Source organism: Streptomyces sp. NPDC127119 (genome assembly GCF_042677425.1).
In the GTDB taxonomy this organism is placed as follows: Bacteria; Actinomycetota; Actinomycetes; order Streptomycetales; family Streptomycetaceae; genus Streptomyces.
Window position 1 is genome coordinate 1 of record NZ_JBHXTO010000083.1, and the last position, 21,157, is coordinate 21,157.

Here is a 21,157-nt window from a genome sequence, read left to right on the forward strand (position 1 = left end):
GGATTTGTAGGGCCCTTTGCGGACGCGCCGGCCGCTGCGGGCGGACACGTCGCCCCGGCCCCCTCCGGTCTCTTGCAGGTGCGCGTCCGGGGGGCTGCTGTTACATGCGGCTCAGTGACGCTGCTGCGAACAGGACGTCTCTGATGGCCTCTCGGTCGCCTGCCTGGCCTGCTGCTGCCTCTTCCGGGGAGACGTGGCCCGCTGCCAGTTGGCAGAACTCCACGCCGTCCAGGGCCACGTGGGCCACTTCGCGGTCGGGGGAGGCCAGGGTGCCGGGGGAGTCGAGCGGGATGAGCCATTCGCCGCCGCCGAGGCCCTCGATCTCCAGGCGGAGGCTGCGGCCGGGGGTGCCGGCCGGGACCAGGTGGGGGGTTTCCGCGGGGGCCGCCAGGCCTGCCTGGCGGCGGGCGGCCAGGGCCGAGGGGAGCATGCGGGCGCCCAGGTCGATCATCGCGTGGAGATGGCGGGGCGAGGGCGGCTCGTAGGGGTAGTCGACGGCTTCGGCGATGTCTCCGGCGTGGACCCAGGTCTCGAAGGCCCGGTCCAGCATGGAGTCCCGGAGCGGGAGTTCGAAGTCGCCGTACGGGACGGGGAGGCGGCCGGAGCCTCCGCCCGCGAAGGCGACCGTGCGGACGAGGTTGTGGGACTGCTCGCGCCAGGGACCGCGTACGGAACGGGTGGGCGGGAAGTGGGCTGCGCCCCAGAAGGCCTCGGTGCGGGCCGAGGGGGTGGGGGCGGGGGTGTCCGTCCGGGTTTCCAGGGGGTCTTCCAGGCCGAGTGTGACGGCGACCAGGCCGTCCACGGTCAGGAGGTGGGCGATCACTCCGGCGACGGTGGTGCGTCGGCTGATGGGTTCCTTGCCGTCGAACCAGCGCAGTCGCACCGGGGCGTGCCACTCGGCGTCGCCGATGTCCTGGAGCAGGGCGTCCAGGCGGGCGGTCTCCGCGTCGTACGGGGTGGCCCAGGAGGGGACCGGGATCCGGGGCGGGCGGCGGGTCAGGCAGGCCTGCAGGACGCGGGTGCGCAGGGCCGGGTCCAGGTCGAGGGTCTCCGGCGGGTGCAGGAGGCCCACGGCTTCACGCAGGCGCAGGGCCTCGTCCGCGCAGGCGCCGCAGCCGCCGAGATGGTCCTCCACCGCCGCCGTCTCCTCGGGCGAGCAGGCCGCCAGCGCCCAGGCGCCCAGCAGCGCCTTCAGCACCCGGTGTTCGAGGAGGAGGGGAGGGGTGGGGAGGGGGAGGCCCGTGTCCTCTATGGAGGCGCGTGGGATCGGTATGCGTGGGGGGTTCTGGGGGTTCGGTTCTTCTTCGTACTCGTCGAAAGGGTTTGCGCTGTTCACCTTGCGCCCCCTTGGTCGGGGGGTGTTCCCGGTGTGTCGTGGGCCGTGGAGAGGAGTTGGAGGCCCAGGCGCAGGCGGCGGCGGGCCTCGTCCGCGGTGACGCCCAGGTCCGCGGCGGTCTGGTGGTAGTCGCGGCGCTGGAAGTAGGCGAGTTCCAGGGCGGTGCGCAGCGGGGTCGGCATGGACGTGACGATGTAGTCGGCGCGGGCCGCCACGGAGGCGCGGCGGACCTTGCGTTCCAGTTCGTCGGTGTCGTCCGTGCCGTCCTGGGCGAGCGCGGCGGTCTCCGTGGTGCGCAGGCGCTGTACGGCGAGGCGGTGCGTCAGGGTGGCGACCCAGGAGCGCAGGGGGCCCTGCCTGGGGTCGTAGGACTCGGGGTTCTCCCAGACGTGGGCGAAGACCTCGCGGGTGATGCCGTCGGCCGCGTGTTCGTCGCCGAGTACGCGGTGGGCGAGACCGTGCACGAGTGAAGCGAAGCGGTCATAGAGCTCGCCGAGCGCGGCTGCCTCCCCCCGCGCGAGCCGCTGTTGCATCTTGCGGTCCCAGCGGGGTGGCGTGTCCCTTCTGGCCATGCGGCCCCCTCGCCCCTGTTCGTGCTGTGCGCCTGTGCCCGTGTCCACCGGATTCTCCTCTCCGGTCTCCTCACGAATGTAGTCGGCACCCGTGGTGACGCACGCCCCTTTGTGGCAATGCGCGCCCCGGGGAGGGGGTGGGGTGGTAGGGGGATTGTTGCGTTGTGTGTTGCTGTACTTACTTTGGGTTGGGTGGTGGGTGAATTGTTGTGGTTGGGGGTGGCCGGATTGGAGTGCGGTTGATCGGAAGGGGGCGTGTGGGGTGCGTTTCGATTCGGAATTCCGTGTTTCGCGGCGCGGGGGTGGGGCAGCCACGCAGCAGGGAAGTGAAGTTGTGGCTTCCGTTTCCGGGTCCGACATTGTCGAGCGAGGGACAGACGCGTGACGCTCAGGGTGACCGAAGGCGAGCAGCGCGGCTGGGCCGTCGTGCGGGTTTCGGGTGAGATGGATCTGGTGACCTCGCCCGTGCTGCGGCAGCGGGTGCACGAGGCCGTGGCCGACGGGCGGCATGACGTCGTGCTGGACCTGTCCGGGGTGCTGTTCTGCGATTCCAGCGGCGTGAGTGTGCTCATCGCCTCGCGGCGGCTGATCCGGTCCTGTCAGGGGCGTCTGCGGGTGATCCTCCCCGCGCAGGGGGCCGAGGACGGGTCGCACGTCAACCGGGTGCTGGGTGCTCTCGGTGTGCGCAGGCTCTTCGACGCGTACGCCGATGTCGACGCCGCCGTGGACGATGAGGCGAGTTCACTTTCGGCGTGATTCCCGTCACGGAGGGGGAAGGTCGTTGGGTGTGTTCGTGACGGTGTTGTCGCGGATTTCCCCCGGTCTTGGCGCAAGCGTCGTTTTCCGGCTCCCCGAGGGGGCCGGTCGTCGTACGCTCCTGCCAGACGTACCCACGTGAGGTAAGGCGGCCCGAAAGACATGGTCAGTACCGAGTACGAGCGGAAGATCGCCGCCCGGTTCGCCGGCTTCGATCAGGACGGCAACGGCTACATCGACCGCGAGGACTTCAACGCGGCGACGAAGGCGCTGCTCGCCGAGTTCGCCACGACGGCCCGGTGCGACAAGGGCCAGGCCCTGTACATCGGCGCGGAGGCCTTCTGGCAGGGCATGGCCGGCATAGCGGACCGGGACGGCGACCAGCGGATCACCCGCGAGGAGTTCGTGAACGGGGCCGTGAAGCGGCTGCGTGACAACCCCGACCGCTTCGCCGAGATCGCCCGCCCCTTCCTGGACGCGGCGCTCGCCGTCGCGGACGGCGACGGGGACGGCTCCGTGACCGTCGACGAGACCGCGCGGATCCTCAAGGCCCTGGGTGTGCCTGGGGACACCGCTGCCACCGCGGCCGGCGCTCTCGACTCGGACGCCGACGGAGTGGTCACCGAGCCCGACATCGTGAGTGCCTTCGCCCGCTACTTCACGGTGCCCGAGTAACGCTCCCGGAGCCGGTACTTCAGCACTTTGCGCAGCGTCTCGTTGCGCGGAAGGGCGTCCACCACCTCCAGTTGCTCCGGCAGCTTGTGGGGGGACAGTCCTTCCGCGCGCAGATGGGCCGTCACCTCGGGGAGGGTGAGGGGTGTGGTTCCGGTGGTCTGCTCGATCACCGCGCAGACCCTTTCTCCTCGTTCTGTGTCGGGGAGGCCTATGACTGCTGCGTCCGCGATTGCCGGATGGTTGTGCAGTAGGTCCTCCAGTTCTTTGGCGCTGATGTTTTCGCCCTTGCGGATGATCACGTCCTTCAGGCGGCCCGTCAGGACCAGGTGGCCGGTGGGGGTGAGGTGGCCGAGGTCCCCCGTGATCAGGAAGCCGTCCTCGTCGAAGGCCTCCTTTGTCTGGTCCGGGTTCAGGTAGCCCGCGCACACCGCTTCGCCGCGCAGGCGTACCTCGTCGTTCCTGATGCGGATCTCCATGCCCGGTGGGGGTTTGCCCTCCGTCGTCGCCAGGTTCTCCTCGGTGTCGTCCGGGGAGCCCATGGTGATCATCGGGACCTCTGTCATGCCGTAGCCGTGGGTGAGTTTCACGCCCATCTCGCGTACGACCGCGTGGTGGATCTCGGGGGGCTTGGGGGCGCCGCCGCCGGCCAGGAGACGCAGGGTCGGGATGAGTCTGGTGTCCGGCTGTCTGCGTTGTTCCGCCAGGAACATGGAGTAGAACGCCGTCGAACCGCCCGCCACCGTCACCCCGTGCCTGCGGTAGCCCTCCAGTGCGTCCGGCAGCGCGAACTTCTCGAAGAGGACCGCCGGGAACCCGTACAGCAGCAGCATGACCAGGTAGTCGGGGCCGCCTATGTGGGCGAAGGGGAACGCGATCGAGCCCGTGTCGGCCTCCGAGAGGTGCAGGGCGTGGGCGAGGCAGCTGCCGCCGGCTATGAGGGAACGGTCCGTGTGCAGGACGCCCTTGGGGTCCGAGGTCGTGCCGGACGTCCAGTAGATCCAGCGCACGTCCGTCCCCGTGGTGGGCGGGGCGGGGAGTGACGCGGGGTCGCCGGTGGGGAGGGTGGCGTACGCCTCGAAGGTGCCGCGTGCGGCGATGCGTTCGGCCATGGCGGTGTGGTCGAAGTCGCGCCAGGTGCCGGGGACCGCGAAGAACTCCGCCTGCGAGGCGTGGAGCGCGAAGGACACCTCCCGGTCGCGGTAGAAGGGGATGATCGGCGACTGGACCGCGCCGAGCCGTGTCAGGGCCATCGCGAGGACGACGGTCTCGATACGGGTGGGCAGCTGCCAGGCGACCACGGTTCCGGGGCGTACGCCCATGGCGTGCAGGCCCGCCGCCGTGCGTTCGGCGCCGGCGCGCAGCTCCTCGAAGGTCAGGGTGCGGTCGTCCTGGAGGAGGACCGGGCGGTCGGGGGTGAGTGCGGCGCGGCGTTCGACGAGTTCCCAGAAGGTGCGGGAGGTGTCGAGTGTGTGCGCGGTGTCCGTGGGCATGCCCGTGCTCCTCACCGCTGATGGCCAAGGTAACTGACGGGTAGTCAGGTCGCGTGGAGAGCGTAGGCGTCTGCGCCTTGTCGGTCCAGGGGTGCGGGGCTAGCCTGCCTTCTGACGGGTCATCAGATTTGCCGCCGGAGAGGGCTGGACTCATGACCGAACTGCCTCGGATCATCAGCGTCGACGACCATGTGATCGAGCCCGCCCACCTCTTCGAGACCTGGCTGCCGAGGAAATACCGGGATCGCGGGCCCAAGCCCCTGACGGCGGGTATCGGCGAACTGGCGTACGTGGCCGGCAAGTACCGGATCACCATGGATCCGGACGGGCCGCCTACCGACTGGTGGATCTACGAGGACCTGAAGTTCCCGTACAAGCGCAACATCGCGGCCGTCGGGTTCGACCGGGACGAGATGACGCTTGAGGGCATCACCCGTGAGGAGATGCGGCCCGGGTGCTGGGACCCGGTCGAGCGGCTCAAGGACATGGACGCCAATCATGTGGAGGGGAGCCTGTGCTTCCCCACCTTCCCGCGGTTCTGCGGGCAGACCTTCGCCGAGGCGCACGACAAGGAGGTCGCGCTGGCCTGCGTGCGCGCCTACAACGACTTCATGGTCGAGGAGTGGTGCGGGGACAGCGGGGGGAGGCTGATTCCGCTGTGCATCATTCCGCTCTGGGACATCGACCTTGCCGTCGCCGAGATCCGGCGCAACGCGGCTCGGGGCGTGCGGGCGGTGACGTTCTCGGAGATCCCGACCCATCTGGGGCTGCCGTCCATCCACTCCGGGTACTGGGACCCGTTCTTCGCCGTCTGCCAGGAGACCGGCACGGTCGTCAACATGCACATCGGCAGCAGCAGCCAGATGCCCGCCGCATCGCCGGATGCCCCTCCCGCCGTTCAGGCGTCCCTGAGCTTCAACAACGCCATGGCCTCGATGATGGATTTCCTGTTCAGCGGCGTGCTCGTGAAGTTCCCTGGGCTCAAACTCGCCTACAGCGAGGGGCAGATGGGGTGGATTCCGTACGCGCTGGAGCGGGCCGATGACGTGTGGGAGGAGCATCGGGCCTGGGGCGGGGTGCGGGATCTGATTCCCGAGCCGCCCTCCACCTACTACTACCGGCAGATCTTCTGCTGCTTCTTCCGCGACAAGCACGGGGTCGCCTCGCTGGACGTGGTGGGACGCGACAACGCCACGTTCGAGACCGACTATCCGCATGTCGACTCGACCTTCCCGCACACCAAGGAAGTCGCCCTCGACCATGTGAAGGGCCTCGACGACGAGACCGTCTACAAGCTGATGCGCGGCAACGCCATCCGCATGCTGGGCCTCGACCTGGACCGCGACAGGTAATGGATCTTTCGTACGCGGACGAGGACGAGGAGTTCCGGGCGCGGTTGCGGGAGTGGCTGGGTGAGGTACTTCCCGGGCTGCCTCCCAAGCCCTCGGCCGACGACTGGCCGGGGCGGCGCGCGTACGACCTCGGGTGGCAGCGGCTGTTGTACGACGCCGGGTACGCGGGGTTGCACTGGCCGGTCGACGCGGGGGGCCGTGGCGCCACACCGACCCGGCATCTGATCTTTCTGGAGGAGACCGAGAAGGCGGGTGCTCCCTACGTAGGGGCCAACTTCGTCGGGCTGCTGCATGCCGGGCCGACCATCGCCGCCGAGGGAAGCGCCCGGCAGCGGGCGCGGTGGCTGCCGCCCGTGCTGCGCGGCGAGGAGGTGTGGTGCCAGGGGTTCAGCGAGCCGGACGCCGGGTCCGACCTCGCGTCGCTGCGCACGCGCGCGTGGCGGGACGGTGACGACTACGTGGTCAGCGGCTCCAAGATCTGGACCTCGCACGCCGAAGTCGCCGACTGGTGCGAGCTGTTGGTGCGGACCGACGCGGCGGCGCCGAAGCATCGCGGGATCACCTGGCTGGCGATGCCGATGGACGCGCCGGGCATCACCGTACGGCCGCTTCGTACGCTCGCCGGGTCCGCGGAGTTCGCGGAGGTCTTCCTCGACGAGGTGCGGGTGCCCGTCGCCAACCGGGTCGGTGAGGAGAACGACGGCTGGCGCGTGACCATGGTGACGCTGTCCTTCGAGCGCGGCACCGCCTTCGTGGGCGAGGTGGTGGCCTGCCGGCGGGTGCTCGGCGAGGTGGCGCGCGAGGCCCGGAAGAACGGCCGGTGGGACGACGTGCCGCTGCGGCGCAGGCTCGGCAGGCTCAATGCCGAGTTCCGGGCCCTGTGGCGGCTGACGCAGTGGAACGTGAGCGAGTCGGAGCGCGGTGGCGGAGTGCCGGGCGTGGGCGGCTCGGTCTTCAAGCTGCGGTACTCGCAGGCGCGGCAGGAGCTGTACGACGCGGCGGCCGAGGTGCTGGGTCCCGAGGGGCTCGATCTGGGCCGGGAGTGGACGGTCGACCGGCTGTCGTCGCTCTCGTACACCATCGCCGCCGGGACCTCGCAGATCCAGCGGAACATCGTGGCCGAGCGCATTCTGGGCCTCCCGAAGGGACGGTGACCGGTGGACTTCCAACTCACCGATGATCAACGGGCGTTACGGGCCGGTGTACGCGAGTTGCTGGTGCGGCGGTTCGGGCGGGAGCGGTTGCGGGCCGCCGTGGACCCGGGGAGAGGGGAGCACGCCGGCTCCGGGGAGCGGGGAGCCGTCGGTGGGCTCGATCGGGCGCTCTGGCGTGAGTTGGGCGAGGCCGGGTTCTTCGCGCTGCGGTTGCCGGAGGAGCGGGGCGGGGTCGGGCTCGGACTGCCCGAGGCGGTGCTCGCCTTCGAGGAGGCCGGCCGGGCGCTGCTGCCCGGACCGCTCGTGGCCACCCACCTCGCGGCCGGTGAGGTACCGGGCGCGGCCACCGGCACGTGTGTCGTCGCCGCCGTCGACGGCGACCTCGTCGAATGGCTGGACGAGGCGGACGTCGTACGGGGCGAGGTGACCGGAGCCGTCGCCCTGCGGTCCGTCGATCCGCTGACGCCCCTGCACCGCGTGCCCCGGGCCGCGCCCCCCGACCCGGTCGCCGCCCTGCTGACCGCCGCCGAACAGCTCGGCTCCGCCGCGTGGACCTGTGCGCTGGCCGTGCAACACGCCCGGACCCGTGAGCAGTTCGGGCAGCCGATCGGGGCCTTCCAGGCGGTGAAACACCTGTGCTCGGAGATGCTGGTACGGGTGGAAGTGGCCCGTGCGGCGGTGTACGCGGCGGCCGTCACCGCCGATCCGCTCGACATCGCGGCGGCCCGGCTGCTGGCCGACGAGGCGGCCGAGCGAGGGGCCCGCGACTGCCTCCAGGTGCACGGCGGAATGGGATTCACCTGGGAGTCCGATGTACACCTCCATCTCAAACGGGCCTGGTCGCGGGCCCGCCGCGGGGAGGGCGCCGCGGCGGCCGAGGAGGCGCTCGCGGAGGATCTGCTGGCGTCGGCGGCACGGCCCGGGACGTGAGCCGCGGGAGCCGGCCGGTGCCGAATGCCGCCGATCGTGGCACTCCCGTGAGGGGGTGGGAACGACCGAAGGGGACGGAAGTCGCGGAACGTGGCATACCGGAATGGCCGAGCGTTGATATCGGGTTGTGTCCTACGCGTGACTCGTCACGGCCTGGAGTCGGCGGCCTGCTCCGGTACCTTGTGTGGGATGCGAGTGGTTCTGATGCCGGGCCATCACGGTGTTGCCCCTGGGGCGGCCCCGGATCCGGCGATGTGTGCCGCTCGCGGGGCAGGAAGCAGGACCGTTCCTGCCTGTTCGACTCCCCGTGGCGAGCGTCGCACAGTATGCCGCACGCGTACTCCTTCGCGCTGGAATATGCCCGAAGCGCTTGTTGGGGTGACTGTACGTCAACCATGCTGTCTCCTGAGGGAATCACGTTCCGTGAGCCCTTTTCTGACCACGATCGTGGCCCTTGCGAGGCGCGAGGCGATGTGTCCGCCGGTTCGGATGGTGTGAGCGGTGCAGGTGCTTCAAGTGCAGCTGGAGATCCGGCCCGACCCCGCGGAGGTGGGGCGAGCCCGGAGGTGGGCCCGTTCGCGGCTCGCGGGTTCCGGGATAGAGGCCGATGAGCCGCTGGCCGAGACGCTGATCCTGCTCGTCTCGGAGCTGGTCACCAACGCCGTGGTGCACACCGGCCGCCCCGCCGTCCTGCGGCTGTTCGTGCCGGACGCGGCGAGTGCGCCGACAGCCGGTGAGCGGGCCGTCGGGGAGGTCGTCGCGACCGTCCGCCTGGAGGTCGTCGACGCCAGCACCCGGGCCCCGCGCCCGCGCTGCGCGGACGGCGACGACACCAACGGCCGTGGCCTCGCACTCGTCGACGGTCTCGCCGACCGGTGGGGCTGGAGCGCCGAGGGCGCCGGGAAACGCATCTGGTGCGAGGTGGACCGATGTTCGTCGGCGACCACTCTCGTCACGGGATGCGACGCGGCGCCGGTCGTGTCTTCGGTGGCATCTCCCGTGGTCTACGGGGACATGGCGTACGAGGCCGTGTAGGCACCGGCCCCCGCCCGGGGCCCGTCACGCGGGAGCGGGCGCTCGGGCACGGGTGCGCCCGCTGGCGCACGGGTGGCACGCGGTCCGGGGTCCCGGCGTCCGGTGATGCCGAATGCGCCGGGCCGTGCTTCCGCCCGTGAGCGTCACAAAGGGCGCCAATGGCATGAATCGCCGAACGGGTGTTGACGGACCGTGTCCGTTTCATCACGCTTGTGTTCAGCGATTCGCCGTGAGGGGACGTCGAGGTCTTCGGTGACGGGAGCCCTCGGCGAGCGCGGATCGCGACTGGGCGTCGGCTCCTGCGGGGCCAGGGGCAGGCGCGCCGGAGAGCCGGATGGCGGCGCGCGGTGCCGCGCCCGGGGTGGGGTGGGGGCTCCTTTCGCCCGGGTGTGGTCGTACGTGGGGGAGACGCGCCGCCAGCCGGCCCCGGTGGTCCGGCGGCGGGGCTCGGGGTTCGGGATTCCTGGTTCTGCGGTCCGGGTTCCAGGTTCTGGATTCGTGGACTCTTGGGTCCTGGGTGCGTCAGAGGATCGCGACCGGTGCGACGGGGGTTCCCGTGGCGCCGGCGAAGGGTTCGGGCATCGCCGACAGCAGGAACGTAGAGCTGCCGATTTCTCCACAGGCTGTGGACAACTTTTCGAGATTCCAGTTCTGGCCCTGAAGCATGCCCATCTCGACCAGGTGGAGGCCGTGGACGGGCAGCCACAAGCCCTCTATCTCGGGAGGAAATATCTCAAAGGTGAGGGTGTCGTTCGCGACCGCCGCGACATCGCGGGCGTGGAACCACTCCGGGGTGCGCACGGACAGACCGGGGGAGGGGAAGGCGTACCCCTGCCTGTCGCCCGCGAGGAGGAGCTGGATCTGACCGGTGCGTACGAGGACGATGTCGCCCGCGCCGACCTTCGTGCCGCTCAGCTCCTCGGCCGCCTCCAGGTCCTCCGGGGTCACCGCGTGCCCGCTGTCCAGGCGCTCCACGCCGAGCGCCCGGGCCACGTCCAGCAGGACGCCGCGCGAGACGATGTGCCGGGGCTTGTCGATGCCGTTGAACTCGGCGCCCCCGTGGGCGGTGATCGTGTCGGCGGGGCGGCCGTTGTAGAGCCTGCCCGAGTGCGAGACATGGCTGAGCGCGTCCCAGTGCGTGGCCGCCTGGAGGCCCATCGTCACGGCGTCGTCGCTGCACGCGATCGTGCCGGGGCCGAACAGTTCCTGGTTGATCTGCACCATCGTGTGCAGCGGATCGACCCGGCCCGGGATCATCCCCGTCTGCACGCCGTCCTGGCGCAGGGGGAGCGCGAGCGGTACGCGACGGCCGGTCCGGACGCTCGCGGCGGCCCCGCGCACGACCTCGTCGGTGATCAGGTTCAGGGTGCCGATCTCGTCGTCGGCGCCCCAACGCCCCCAGTTGTTGACGCGTTTGGCGATCTCGTGGAACTCGGCCGGCAGTGACATGAGTACTCCCCGGGGCTTGTCTCCAGGTATCTGACGGGTCGTAGAATCTGAGCCGAGGCAAATCTAACGGACCGTCAGAAACTGCGGGAAGGGGCCGGGGCGTGGGGAACTTCCTGGAAGGCAGGGTCGTCGCCGTGACCGGGGCGGGCCGGGGCATCGGACGCGCGGTGGCGCTGGCGGCAGCGGCCGAGGGCGCACGGGTCGTCGTCAACGACTACGGCGTCTCCATCGAAGGCTCGGAGCCGAGCAGTTCGGTCGCCGACGCCGTCGTCAAGGAGATCGGGGCGGCCGGCGGGGAGGCGGTCGCCGTGGCCGACGACATCTCCACCATGGCGGGCGGACAGCGGATCGTCGACACGGCCCTGGAGGCGTACGGGCGGCTCGACGGAGTCGTCTGCGTCGCCGGGATCCTGCGCGAACGCATGCTCTTCAACATGTCCGAGGACGAGTGGGACCCGGTGATCGCCACGCATCTGAAAGGTACGTTCACCGTGTTCCGCGCGGCGTCCGCCGTCATGCGCAAGCAGGGGGCCGGGACGCTGATCGGGTTCACCAGCGGCAACCACCAGGGGTCCGTCTCCCAGGCCAACTACAGCGCGGCCAAGGGCGGGATCATCTCGCTCGTCCGCAGCGCGGCGCTCGGGCTCCACAAGTACGGGGTGACGGCGAACGCGGTCGCGCCGGTCGCCCGTACGCGGATGTCCGCGAACGTGCCGATGGAGCTGACGGAGATCGGTGAGCCGGAGGATGTGGCCGCGCTCGTGGTGTACCTGCTGTCCGGGCGGGCCCGGGAGGAAGGGATCACCGGGCAGGTGTACACCGTGGCGGGGCCGAAGATCGCGGTGTGGGCGCAGCCGCGGGAACTCCGTGCCGGATATGCGGAGGGCGGGTGGACGCCTGAGCGGATTGCGGACTTTCTGCCGGGGAGCGTGGGGGTGGATCCCATGCCGTTGCTGGTGCGGGTGGAGGAGATGGAGCGGGCTGCTCGGGCCGCGAGGGGGGCGACGTAGGGGGCGGTCGTGGGCGGGTGGGTGCGGGTGCGTTGTGGCTGGTCGCGCCGTTCCTCGCGCCCCTGAAAGCGATGGGTGCGGGTTCGCTGTGGCTTTCGCGCAGTTCCCCGCGCCCCCGAGGAGAAGCGGGTGCGGGTCGGCTGTGGCTGGTCGCGCCGTTGCCCGCGCCCCTGGGTGGGTCGGTCGACGGGTGGTGGAGGGGCTCATGGAGTTTGGGGTCAGTGCGGAGGACGAAGCCTTTCGGGATGAGGTGCGGGGGTGGCTTGCTGAGCATGTGGGGGGTGTCGGGGACCGTAGGGGCTGGGAGCGGGTTCTTGGGGGTGGGGGGTGGATCGGGATCGGGTGGGGGGTCGAGGGGTACGGCAATCGTGCGGTCGGACTGGAACGGCAGGTGGTGTGGGCCGAGGAGTACGCGCGCGTCCGGGCGCCTGCGCGCGGCGGGCACATCGGGGAGAAACTGCTGGCTCCCACGCTCATCGCGCATGGCAGTGAGGAGCAGAAGAACCGGTTCCTGCCGCCCATCGCCTCCGGTGACGAACTGTGGTGCCAGGGGTACAGCGAACCCGGCGCCGGGTCCGACCTCGCGGGCATCCGTACGCAGGCCGTGCGGGAGGCGGACGGGTACCGGATCAGCGGGCAGAAGATCTGGACCTCGCTGGCGCACGAGGCGGACTGGTGCTTCGTGCTGGCGCGTACGGAGGCGGGGTCCCGGCGGCATCGCGGGCTGAGCTTTCTGCTCGTACCCATGGACCAGCCCGGGCGCATCGACGTACGGCCTATCCGGCAGATGACCGGGACCAGCGAGTTCAACGAGGTCTTCTTCGACGGGGCGCACGCACGCGCCGAACATCTCGTCGGCGGCGAGGGCAACGGCTGGCAGGTCGCGATGAGCCTGCTCGGCTTCGAGCGCGGAGTCTCCACGCTGGCCCAGCAGGTCGGTTTCGCCCAGGAGCTGGCGCAGGTGGTCGAGGCGGCCGTCGCCTCGGGGGCCGCCGACGACCCGGTCGTCCGCGACCTGCTCGTGCGCCAGTGGGCCGAGTTGCGCACCATGCGGTGGAACGCCCTTCGGACGCTGGGGAGTTCGGCGGACCGGGGCGCTCCCAGTGTGGCCAAACTGATGTGGGGCCGGTGGCATCAGCGGCTCGGCGAACTGGCGATGCGCGTGCGGGGGGCCGGGGCGGCGGTCGGTCCCGGGGACTGGTCGGCCGAAGCGCCCTACGAACTGGACGCGCTGCAGCACCTGTTCCTCTTCAGCCGCGCCGACACCATCTACGGCGGCTCGGACGAGATCCAGCGCACGATCATCGCCGAGCGTGTGCTCGGCCTTCCCAGGGAAGCGAAGGGCTGAGGCCATGAAGGGCGTGATCTTCGACGGTGAGCAGGCCCAGGTGGTGGACGACCTGGAGATACGGGATCCCGGGCCGGGCGAGGTGCTGGTCGCGGTCTCGGCGGCGGGGCTGTGCCACAGCGACCTCTCCGTGATCGACGGCACCATCCCCTTCCCCGTACCCGTCGTGCTCGGGCACGAGGGCGCGGGTGTCGTGGCGGAGGTGGGCGCGGGCGTCACCCATGTGCAGCCCGGCGACCACGTCTCCCTGTCCACGCTCGCGAACTGCGGTGCGTGCGCCGCGTGCGACCGGGGGCGGCCCACCATGTGCCGCAAGGCCATCGGGATGCCGCAGCGGCCGTTTCTGCGGGACGGCCGGCCGCTGTACCAGTTCGCGTCCAACTCCGCCTTCGCCGAACGGACGTTGGTGAAGGCCGTGCAGGCCGTACGGATCCCGAAGGACATCCCGATGGCGTCGGCCGCGCTGATCGGGTGCGGGGTGCTCACCGGGGTCGGGGCCGTGCTGAACCGGGCGCGGGTCGAGCACGGGGACAGTGTGGTCGTCATCGGGACCGGGGGGATCGGGCTCAACGTGATCCAGGGCGCGCGGATCGCCGGCGCGCTGACCGTGATCGCGGTGGATTCGAATCCGGCGAAGGAGGGGGTGGCCCGGCGGTTCGGGGCCGGACACTTCTTCACGTCCGTGGAGGGGGTGCGGGACGTGCTGCCGACGGGGGCGGATCACGTCTTCGAGTGCGTGGGGCGGGTGGAACTGGTACGGCAGGCCGTCGATCTGCTCGACCGGCAGGGACAGGCGGTACTGCTGGGCGTGCCGCCCGCCGGCGCCGAGGCGTCCTTCCTCGTCTCGTCGATGTACCTGGACAAGTCGATCCTCGGGTGCCGGTACGGGTCTTCTCGGCCGCAGCGGGATGTTGCGCTGTACGCGGAGATGTATCGGGAGGGGCGGTTGTTGCTGGATGAGCTGGTGACGGAGACGTATGGGGTGGACGAGTTCGAGAAGGCGGTCGCCGATGCGCGGGTCGGGCTTGCGGCCCGGGCTGTCTTGACGTTCTAGGAACGTGCGGGTTCGCTTGCCGCTTGCGGGTGCGGGTGCGGGTGCGGTGGGGGCGGGCCCTAAGGATTGCGCAGTTCCCCGCGCCCCTAAAGGCAAAAGATTCGCAGTTCCCCGCGCCCCTGGGTACCTGGGGGCGCGGGGAACTGCGCAGCGGGGGTTCGGGGGCGGAGCCCCTGAGGACATGCGGGGGCTAGCGGAATGTTCGGCGGTAGGACGTGGGGGTGACTCCTAGGGCCGATTGGAGATGTTGGCGCATCGACTGGGCCGTGCCGAAGCCGGAGTCCGCCGCGACCTGGTCCATCGACAGGTCCGTGGACTCCAGGAGATGGCGGGCCCGTTCGACCCGCTGCTGCGTGAGCCACTGACCGGGACTGACCCCCGCCTCCTCCCGGAACCGCCGCGTGAACGTCCGCACCGACATCGCCTCCTGCGCGGCCATGTCCCGCAACTGGATCGGCTCGTGCAACCGGCTCAGCGCCCACGCCCGCGCCCCGATCGTGGTGGCCAACTGCGGCTCCGGAACAGGCCGTTCGATGTACTGCGCCTGCCCGCCGTCCCGGTGCGGAGGCACCACCGTGCGCCGGGCCACCTCGTTGGCGACGGCGGTCCCGTGGTCGCGGCGCACGATGTGGATGCACAGGTCGATGCCCGCCGCGACCCCGGCGGAGGTCAGCACGTCCCCGTCGTCGATGAACAGCACGTCCGCGTCGACCCGCACCTTCGGGAAGAGGCGCTGGAAGTGTTCGGCGGACGCCCAGTGCGTGGTCGCCGGGCGCCCGTCGAGCAGCCCGGCGGCGGCCAGGACGTACCCGCCCGTGCAGATCGAGACGAGCCGGGTGCCCGGCCGGATCAGGGCGAGGGCCGTGGCCAGCTCGTCGGTGAGCACGCCCTCGTCGTGGACCGGGCCAAGCTCGTACGAGGCCGGGACGACCACGGTGTCGGCGGTGGCGAGGGCCTCCGGGCCGTTCTCGACCAGGACGGAGAAGTCGGCGTCCGTCTCGACCGGGCCCGGCGGCCGGACGGAGCAGGTGACGATCTCGTACAGCCTGCGGCCCTGGGTGTCCTTGGCGCGTCCGAAGATGCGCTGCGGGATGCCCAGCTCGAAGGGGAGGAGGCCGTCCAGGGCGAGGACGACGACGCGGTGCCGAGGGGGCGGGGTGTCCGGCGTGTGCGTACCCATGGCCCGATCCTAGCGAATGCTGTCCTTCGGGCCACTCGTTCGGGGAGGGCCGAGGACGGAAGCTCGGTGACGTGACCCAGACAACCGACGCCGCGAGCGAGGCGGCACCCGCGCAGGACCCCGGAACCGGCGGAGCCGCGCGGCGGCGTACGCGTGTGCACCGGGCGTGGTTCGTCGCCGCCGTCACCTTCGTGACGATCATCGGCGCGGCGGCCTTCCGCTCCCTGCCGGGTCTGCTGATCGACCCGCTGCACGACGAGTTCGACTGGTCGCGCGGCACGATCGGCCTCGCGGTCTCCGTCAACCTCGCGCTGTACGGGCTGACGGCGCCGTTCGCCGCGGCGCTGATGGACCGGTTCGGCATCCGGCGGGTCGTCGCGCTCGCGCTCGTCGTCATCGCGGTCGGCTCCGGCGCCACCGTGTGGATGACCGCGGCCTGGCAGCTGCTGCTGTGCTGGGGGCTGCTCGTGGGCCTGGGTTCCGGCTCGATGGCCCTCGCCTTCGCCGCCACCGTCACCAACCGCTGGTTCACCGAGCGGCGCGGCCTCGTCACCGGCGTCCTCACCGCGGCCTCGGCCTCCGGCCAGCTGATCTTCCTGCCCGTACTGTCGTGGATCGTCTCGGAGCACAGCTGGCGCCCGGCCGCCGTGACCGTGGCCCTGGCGGCGCTCGCGGTCGTACCGTTCGTCTGGCTGCTGCTGCGCGACCATCCGGCGGACGTGGGCCTCAAGCCGTACGGGGCGACGGAGTTCGTCGAGAAGCCGCCGCCCGTGCCGGGGGCCGCGCGCCGAGCCGTGAAGGTCCTCGTCGCCGCCGCACGCACGGGACACTTCTGGCTGCTCGCGGGAACCTTCGCGATCTGCGGTGCCTCGACGAACGGCCTGATCCAGACCCACTTCGTGCCCGCCGCCCACGACCACGGCATGCCCATCACGGCGGCTGCCTCGCTGCTCGCCGTCATCGGTGTCTTCGACGTCGTCGGCACGATCGCCTCCGGCTGGTTCACGGACCGCTTCGACCCGCGCCGGCTGCTGGCGGTCTACTACGCCCTGCGCGGCGTCTCGCTCCTCTTCCTCCCTCTGCTGCTGGGCCCCTCGGTGCACCCGCCGATGGTCTTCTTCATCGTCTTCTACGGGCTCGACTGGGTCGCCACCGTCCCGCCCACCATCGCCCTGTGCCGCGACCGGTTCGGCGACGACAGCGCCATCGTCTTCGGCTGGGTCCTGGCCTCCCACCAGGTCGGGGCGGCACTGGTCGCCTTCCTCGGCGGTGTGGCCCGCGACGCCTTCGGCTCGTACAACGTGATGTGGTACGCCTCCGGGGCGCTGTGCGCGGTGGCCGCGCTGATGGCGCTGGTGATTCGGCGCAGGGTGGTGCCGGGGGAGATGGTTCTCGCCCCGGACCGGTCCTAGGGCCGGTCCGCCGGGACGGCGTCAGGCCGTGAAGTCGCCGAAGCGGCCGCGGTGGAAGAGGAGAGGGGCGGCGCCGTTGCCGTCGGCGTCGGGGTCGGGGGTGCCCAGGGCGTTCACCCGGCCCACCACGATCAGGTGGTCGCCGCCCGTGTGGACCGCGTGGACGGCACAGTCGATCCACGCGGTGGCGCCGGCCAGGCGGGGCGAGCCGGAGACCGGCGACGGTTCGTGGGCGACACCGGCGAACTTGTCCGAGCCGCTCACCGCGAAACCACGGCACAGGTCGCCCTGGTGCGCGCCGAGCACGTTCACGCAGAAGACGCCCGCGCGGGCGATACGCGGCCAGGTCGTGGACGTACGCGCGACCATGAACGCGATCAGGGGCGGGTCGAGGGAGAGCGCGGCGAACGACTGGCAGGCGAAACCGGCGGGTGCTGTGGGGGCGGCCTCCGGGTCGGTGGCCGTGGCCGGATCCGTGGTCGGGGCCGGGGCCGGGGCTGTGATGACGGTGACGCCCGTGGCGAAGTTTCCGAGTACGCGGCGGAACTCGGCCGGGTCGATCGGCGCGCGTTCGTCGTCGCCGACCGCGCGCAGGTCCGGGCGCGGGAGCGGGTCGACCGGTCCCGCGGTCTTCGGCTCCCCGGCCGACCTCAGATAACGGACGGCTGCCGCGGCCATTCCTGCGTGTCCCATCACACCGCCCATTGAAGGTGACGGGGCGTCAGATGGGAAGGGGTGCGCCGGCGTTCGGCGGTGTTCAGCGGCCCGTGAAGTCCGGGGTGCGGCGCTCCACGAACGCCGTCACGCCTTCCAGGGCGTCCGACGTCGTCATGTTGATCTCCTGCGCGGCGGCCTCGGCGGTGAACGCGGTGGCACGGTCCGAGTCCAGGGAGGCGTTCACCAGTTGCTTGGTGAGGGCCAGGGAGCGGGTGGGGCCGGTGGCCAGGCGGTCGGCCCACGCGCGGGCCGTCTTCTCCAACTCGCCGTCCGGGACGACCCGGTTGACCAGACCGAGGCGGTGGGCGTCCGTGGCGGTGAGGGCGTCGCCGAAGAACATCAGTTCCTTCGCGCGTTGCGGGCCGATCAGGCGGGGGAGGAGGTAGGCGCCGCCGCCGTCGGGGACGAGGCCCCGGCGGGCGAACACCTCGATGAATCTGGCCGATTCCGCGGCGAGGATCAGGTCGCAGGCGTACGCGAGGTGGGCGCCGAGGCCGGCCGCGGTGCCGTTCACCGCGGCGATCACCGGTTTCTCGCAGTCCAGGACTGCGGTGATGAGGCGCTGGGCGCCGTTCTTTATGACGCGGGACACGTCTCCTGGGAGGCGGTCCTCGGGGGGTGGGCCTCCTCGGAGGTCTGCGCCTGTGCAGAAACCTCGGCCGGTGGCTGTGAGGACGACCGCGCGGGTGTTCGCGTCTGCGGACGCGGTGTCCAGGAGGCGGATGAGTTCTTCCCGCTGGTCGGGGGTGATGGCGTTCATGACCTCCGGTCGGTTGAGGGTGATCCAGGAGACGTGGGTGGTGGTGTCGAGGGTGTGGGTGATCACGGGGGCTCCGGGGGGGGGAGGGGGTTAGGGGGTGGGTTTGTCGGGTGCGGGCCGGTGGGGGCTTGTCGCGCAGTTCCCCGCGCCCCTTAGGGGGTGGGGGTGGCGGCGGTGTGTTGGGTGCGGGTTCGGTGGGGGTTGGCCGCGCAGTTCCTCGCGCCCCTTAGGGGGTGGGGGTGGGGGCGGTGCGATGGGTGCGGCGGTGCCTGGGGGTCTGAGGGGGTGGGGGTTGACGTTGGTGTGTTGGGTGCGGGTTCGGTGGGGGGCGGCTGCGCCGTTTCTCGCGCCCCTGGGGGCGGCCTTTAGGGGCGCGGGGAACTGCGCGGCCAGCCCCCACCGGCCCGCGGGCGGAGACGCACCCCCCCCGCCCCCAGCCCCACGCAGTGGGTCAGCGGCAGATTGCCAAGGCGTCCAGGGCTACCGCTCCCTGGCCTCGGGGGAGGACCATCAGGGGGTTGATGTCCAGTTCGGACAGGTCGGTGTCCAGTTCCAGGGCCATGCGCTGGACCCGCAGCACCACCTCCACCAGCGCGTCGAGGTCCGCCGGAGGCCGCCCGCGGACGCCGTCGAGCAGCGCCCGCCCCCGCAACTCGTCGAGCATCGACCGCGCCTGGTCCTCGCCGAACGGCGGCACCCGTACCGCGGTGTCCTGGAGGACCTCCACGAGTACGCCGCCCAGCCCGACCGTCACCGTCGGACCGAAGAGGTCGTCGTGGGTCACACCGACGACCATCTCGACCCCCTGTTCCACCATCTGGCACACCAGGACCCCGTCGAGCGACACGTCCTCGTACCGGGCGATGTCGGTCAACTCGCGGTACGCGTCCCGTACTTGGCTGGCGGACGTGAGTCCTGTCTTCACCAGGCCGAGTTCCGTCTTGTGGGCGAGCCGCGCACCGGACGCCTTCATGACGACCGGGTACCCGACCAGCCCGGCCGCCCGTACGGAGGCCGCCGCGCTGGTCACCAACTGCTCGCGCGGCACCCGGATCCCGTACGCCCGCAGCAGTTGTTTCGCCGCGTGTTCGCTCAGTCTGCTGCCCGGCCGCATCAGCGCCTGGGCCTTGCGGCAGGAGGGGGACGGGGTGCGCGGGGCCTCGTCGAAGGGGGAGCGGTAGGAGGCGGTGAAGCGGGCGTGCTCCAGGTGGGCGCGTACCGCCGTGATGCAGTTCGCGAAGGTGCGGAAGGTCGCGACCCGGGAGGAACCGAGGAGGGTGTCGCGGTACGCGGACTCCGTGCCGACCGGTGAACCCCACACCACGCACACCAGTTTGTCCGTCTGTTCCGCCGCGTCCACCAGGTCCTGCGCGAGCCTGTCGCTCATGGGCGGGAAGGGGCCCGTGATCGGACAGATCAGCACCCCGACGGCCGGATCGGCGAGAATCGCGTCGATGATCTTGCGGCCCCGCCAGTCGCCGACCGGGTGGCCGCCGTTGTCGATCGGGTTCGTGACGTCCAGGTACTCCGGTATCCACTGGTGCAGTTCCGCCTGCTTGGCGGCGGAGAGCGCGGGCAGTCGCAGGCCCCCCTCCGTCGCCAGGTCCGAGAAGTGGGCGCCCGTACCGCCGGATATGGAGTAGACCGCCACCCCGTCGGCGGACGGCGGCCTGGCGCGGGCCAACAGGGCTGCCGTGTCCTGGAGTTCGTCGAGACCGTCGACGCGTACGACCCCGTACTGGCGCATCGCGGCGTCCACCACCGCGTCCGCGCCCGTCAGTTTGCCGGTGTGGGAGGCGGCCGTACGCGCGCCCGTCTCCGTGCGGCCGACCTTGACCGCGACGACGGGGACCCCGCGCCGGGCGGCCCGGTCGGCGGCGAGGAGGAAGGAGCGGCCGTCCTTGAGGCCCTCGACGTAGCAGGCGATGGCGCCCACCTCGGGCTGCTCGGAGAAGTAGGAGATGAAGTCGGCGCTCTCCAGGTCGGCCTCGTTGCCGGTGGGCGCCCAGTGGGAGACGCGGATGCCCAGTTCCTGCAGGGTGAAGACCGGGCGGCCCTGGTGGCCGGACTGGGTGATCAGGGCGATCGCCGGCCCGTCGAGGTCGTCGCGGAACTTCTCGAAGGCGTTGAGGTTGGTGTTCGGGCCGAGCAGCCGCAGACCGGAGCGGATTCCGGAACGCCGCACGGCTTCGGCCAGTTGGGTCTGTGCCGCGGCGCCCACGGTTCCCGTCTCGGCGAATCCGGACGCGAAGGCGACCGCGAACCGCACCTTGGTCTCCGCGAGTTGCTCGATCACGGGAAGCGGGTCGGAGACCAGCAGCACGGCCAGGTCGACCTGTTCGGGTAGATCCGCGACCGACGGCACGCAGGTCAGACCGAACACGGTCTCTCGGGTGGGGTGCACCGGGTGGAGGCGTGCGCCCACCCGCTCGGCCCAGGCCAGCAGTTGGCGCGTGATGCCGGTGTTCGGTCGCCCTTCGGCGTCCGAGGCGCCGACGACGGCCACCGACTCGGGGCGGAAGAAGCGGTCCAGATCGGGTACGTCGGCGTACAGCGGCCTGCCGCTGACGTCGAGGTCGTCGGTGGCGGCCGGCCTGCCGTGCACGGCAGGGGCCGGTTGCTCGCCGCAGGCGATGACCCGGGCCCGGCGGGAGTCGGTGGTGAGGGTGCCGTGGGTTGATCCAAGCATCGGTCCGCCGCTCCTGTGTCGCTGCCAACAACTGACGCAGTGTCAGATAAGGCCAGATTACTGAACTGACGCTGCGTCAGGAATGGGTCGGGAAGCAAAGAACTTGTGGCGGCCACAGGTGTGGGGTCCGGGAGTGTGGGGTCCGAGGGCCCGACGGTGTGGGTTCCCAGGGGCGGAGGGCGTGGGTTCCCCGGGCCGCCCGAGGGTGTGGGCTCCGGCGCGTGGCGTATTCCCCGCC

The 21,157-nt window shown here is 71.1% G+C and carries 18 protein-coding genes; 10 read left to right on the top strand and 8 right to left on the bottom strand.

The features are described 5' to 3' along the window. Window positions 1-100: 100 nt before the first annotated feature. Both ACFVH5_RS28670 and ACFVH5_RS28675 read right to left on the bottom strand, forming a co-directional pair. A complete protein-coding gene (locus ACFVH5_RS28670; protein ID WP_385836614.1) occupies window positions 101-1,336 on the bottom strand; it encodes a zf-HC2 domain-containing protein in 1,236 nt (411 codons plus the stop codon). After that, window positions 1,333-1,908: a sigma-70 family RNA polymerase sigma factor gene (locus tag ACFVH5_RS28675; protein ID WP_385836615.1), complete on the bottom strand. Its 576-nt coding sequence runs from the start codon at window positions 1,906-1,908 to the stop codon at window positions 1,333-1,335. Before ACFVH5_RS28675 ends, ACFVH5_RS28670 begins: the two co-directional genes overlap by 4 nt. A 381-nt stretch (window positions 1,909-2,289) precedes the next feature. On the opposite strand from ACFVH5_RS28675, the gene ACFVH5_RS28680 reads away from it, so the two are divergent. Both ACFVH5_RS28680 and ACFVH5_RS28685 read left to right on the top strand, forming a co-directional pair. Continuing rightward, window positions 2,290-2,664, top strand: coding sequence for an STAS domain-containing protein (locus ACFVH5_RS28680; RefSeq protein ID WP_385836616.1), 375 nt, complete (start codon window positions 2,290-2,292; stop codon window positions 2,662-2,664). A 162-nt stretch (window positions 2,665-2,826) separates the two neighbouring features. Then, window positions 2,827-3,339, top strand: a complete 513-nt coding sequence (locus ACFVH5_RS28685) for an EF-hand domain-containing protein (RefSeq protein ID WP_384806401.1) — start codon at window positions 2,827-2,829, stop codon at window positions 3,337-3,339. On the opposite strand, the gene ACFVH5_RS28690 is transcribed toward ACFVH5_RS28685, so the two are convergent. After that, a complete protein-coding gene (locus tag ACFVH5_RS28690; RefSeq protein WP_385836617.1) occupies window positions 3,318-4,829 on the bottom strand; it encodes a class I adenylate-forming enzyme family protein in 1,512 nt (503 codons plus the stop codon). The two genes, ACFVH5_RS28685 and ACFVH5_RS28690, sit on opposite strands and share 22 nt — an antisense overlap. Window positions 4,830-4,981: 152 nt before the next feature. Here ACFVH5_RS28690 and ACFVH5_RS28695 point away from each other — a divergent pair, with 152 nt between their 5' ends. From ACFVH5_RS28695 to ACFVH5_RS28710, 4 genes are all read left to right on the top strand, one after another. Then, window positions 4,982-6,181, top strand: a complete 1,200-nt coding sequence (locus ACFVH5_RS28695) for an amidohydrolase family protein (RefSeq protein ID WP_385836618.1) — start codon at window positions 4,982-4,984, stop codon at window positions 6,179-6,181. After that, window positions 6,181-7,335: an acyl-CoA dehydrogenase family protein gene (locus tag ACFVH5_RS28700; protein WP_385836619.1), complete on the top strand. Its 1,155-nt coding sequence runs from the start codon at window positions 6,181-6,183 to the stop codon at window positions 7,333-7,335. The genes ACFVH5_RS28695 and ACFVH5_RS28700 overlap by 1 nt, the downstream gene beginning before the upstream one ends. Before the next feature lie 3 nt (window positions 7,336-7,338). Further along, complete coding sequence (locus ACFVH5_RS28705; RefSeq protein WP_385836620.1) at window positions 7,339-8,265, top strand: acyl-CoA dehydrogenase family protein; 927 nt, start codon at window positions 7,339-7,341, stop codon at window positions 8,263-8,265. A 516-nt stretch (window positions 8,266-8,781) separates the two neighbouring features. After that, the gene (locus ACFVH5_RS28710) at window positions 8,782-9,300 is read left to right on the top strand and encodes an ATP-binding protein (protein WP_385836648.1); all 519 of its coding nucleotides are present in this window, start codon (window positions 8,782-8,784) and stop codon (window positions 9,298-9,300) included. Window positions 9,301-9,822: 522 nt separating this feature from the next. On the opposite strand, the gene ACFVH5_RS28715 is transcribed toward ACFVH5_RS28710, so the two are convergent. Beyond that, window positions 9,823-10,749 carry a cyclase family protein gene (locus tag ACFVH5_RS28715; RefSeq protein WP_385836621.1) on the bottom strand — a complete coding sequence of 309 codons (927 nt, stop codon included), beginning with the start codon at window positions 10,747-10,749 and terminating at the stop codon, window positions 9,823-9,825. A gap of 101 nt (window positions 10,750-10,850) precedes the next feature. Here ACFVH5_RS28715 and ACFVH5_RS28720 point away from each other — a divergent pair, with 101 nt between their 5' ends. The 3 genes from ACFVH5_RS28720 (at window position 10,851) to ACFVH5_RS28730 (ending at window position 14,161) form a co-directional block, all read left to right on the top strand. Then, window positions 10,851-11,759, top strand: coding sequence for an SDR family NAD(P)-dependent oxidoreductase (locus ACFVH5_RS28720; protein WP_385836622.1), 909 nt, complete (start codon window positions 10,851-10,853; stop codon window positions 11,757-11,759). Window positions 11,760-11,964: 205 nt separating this feature from the next. Next, window positions 11,965-13,107 carry an acyl-CoA dehydrogenase family protein gene (locus ACFVH5_RS28725; protein ID WP_385836623.1) on the top strand — a complete coding sequence of 381 codons (1,143 nt, stop codon included), beginning with the start codon at window positions 11,965-11,967 and terminating at the stop codon, window positions 13,105-13,107. A gap of 4 nt (window positions 13,108-13,111) precedes the next feature. Beyond that, window positions 13,112-14,161 carry a Zn-dependent alcohol dehydrogenase gene (locus ACFVH5_RS28730; RefSeq protein WP_385836624.1) on the top strand — a complete coding sequence of 350 codons (1,050 nt, stop codon included), beginning with the start codon at window positions 13,112-13,114 and terminating at the stop codon, window positions 14,159-14,161. Window positions 14,162-14,351: 190 nt separating this feature from the next. On the opposite strand, the gene ACFVH5_RS28735 is transcribed toward ACFVH5_RS28730, so the two are convergent. Continuing rightward, window positions 14,352-15,341 (bottom strand): GlxA family transcriptional regulator, encoded by a 990-nt coding sequence (locus ACFVH5_RS28735; protein WP_385836625.1) that lies wholly within the window; start codon window positions 15,339-15,341, stop codon window positions 14,352-14,354. A gap of 71 nt (window positions 15,342-15,412) precedes the next feature. Between ACFVH5_RS28735 and ACFVH5_RS28740 the strand changes: the two genes are divergently transcribed. Next, on the top strand, window positions 15,413-16,753 hold the full coding sequence (locus tag ACFVH5_RS28740) for an MFS transporter (protein ID WP_385836626.1): 1,341 nt from the start codon (window positions 15,413-15,415) through the stop codon (window positions 16,751-16,753). A 21-nt stretch (window positions 16,754-16,774) separates the two neighbouring features. Here ACFVH5_RS28740 and ACFVH5_RS28745 read toward each other — a convergent pair whose 3' ends face one another. From ACFVH5_RS28745 to ACFVH5_RS28755, 3 genes are all read right to left on the bottom strand, one after another. Next, a complete protein-coding gene (locus ACFVH5_RS28745; protein WP_385836627.1) occupies window positions 16,775-17,446 on the bottom strand; it encodes a flavin reductase family protein in 672 nt (223 codons plus the stop codon). Between the two features lie 64 nt (window positions 17,447-17,510). Further along, complete coding sequence (locus ACFVH5_RS28750) at window positions 17,511-18,296, bottom strand: enoyl-CoA hydratase/isomerase family protein (RefSeq protein ID WP_385836628.1); 786 nt, start codon at window positions 18,294-18,296, stop codon at window positions 17,511-17,513. A 385-nt stretch (window positions 18,297-18,681) separates the two neighbouring features. After that, entirely contained in the window at window positions 18,682-20,919 is a 2,238-nt protein-coding gene (locus tag ACFVH5_RS28755; RefSeq protein ID WP_385836629.1) for an acetate--CoA ligase family protein, read from the bottom strand. Window positions 20,920-21,157 lie beyond the last annotated feature (238 nt).

Bases quoted from the DNA above. Each gene is read 5' to 3' on its own strand.
- ACFVH5_RS28690 (WP_385836617.1), bottom strand. From the start codon at position 4,829: ATGCCCACGGACACCGCGCACACACTCGACACCTCCCGCACCTTCTGG.
- ACFVH5_RS28675 (WP_385836615.1), bottom strand. From the start codon at position 1,908: ATGGCCAGAAGGGACACGCCACCCCGCTGGGACCGCAAGATGCAACAG.
- ACFVH5_RS28755 (WP_385836629.1), bottom strand. From the start codon at position 20,919: ATGCTTGGATCAACCCACGGCACCCTCACCACCGACTCCCGCCGGGCC.
- ACFVH5_RS28735 (WP_385836625.1), bottom strand. From the start codon at position 15,341: ATGGGTACGCACACGCCGGACACCCCGCCCCCTCGGCACCGCGTCGTC.
- ACFVH5_RS28685 (WP_384806401.1), top strand. From the start codon at position 2,827: ATGGTCAGTACCGAGTACGAGCGGAAGATCGCCGCCCGGTTCGCCGGC.
- ACFVH5_RS28745 (WP_385836627.1), bottom strand. From the start codon at position 17,446: ATGGGACACGCAGGAATGGCCGCGGCAGCCGTCCGTTATCTGAGGTCG.
- ACFVH5_RS28700 (WP_385836619.1), top strand. From the start codon at position 6,181: ATGGATCTTTCGTACGCGGACGAGGACGAGGAGTTCCGGGCGCGGTTG.
- ACFVH5_RS28695 (WP_385836618.1), top strand. From the start codon at position 4,982: ATGACCGAACTGCCTCGGATCATCAGCGTCGACGACCATGTGATCGAG.
- ACFVH5_RS28730 (WP_385836624.1), top strand. From the start codon at position 13,112: ATGAAGGGCGTGATCTTCGACGGTGAGCAGGCCCAGGTGGTGGACGAC.
- ACFVH5_RS28725 (WP_385836623.1), top strand. From the start codon at position 11,965: ATGGAGTTTGGGGTCAGTGCGGAGGACGAAGCCTTTCGGGATGAGGTG.
- ACFVH5_RS28715 (WP_385836621.1), bottom strand. From the start codon at position 10,749: ATGTCACTGCCGGCCGAGTTCCACGAGATCGCCAAACGCGTCAACAAC.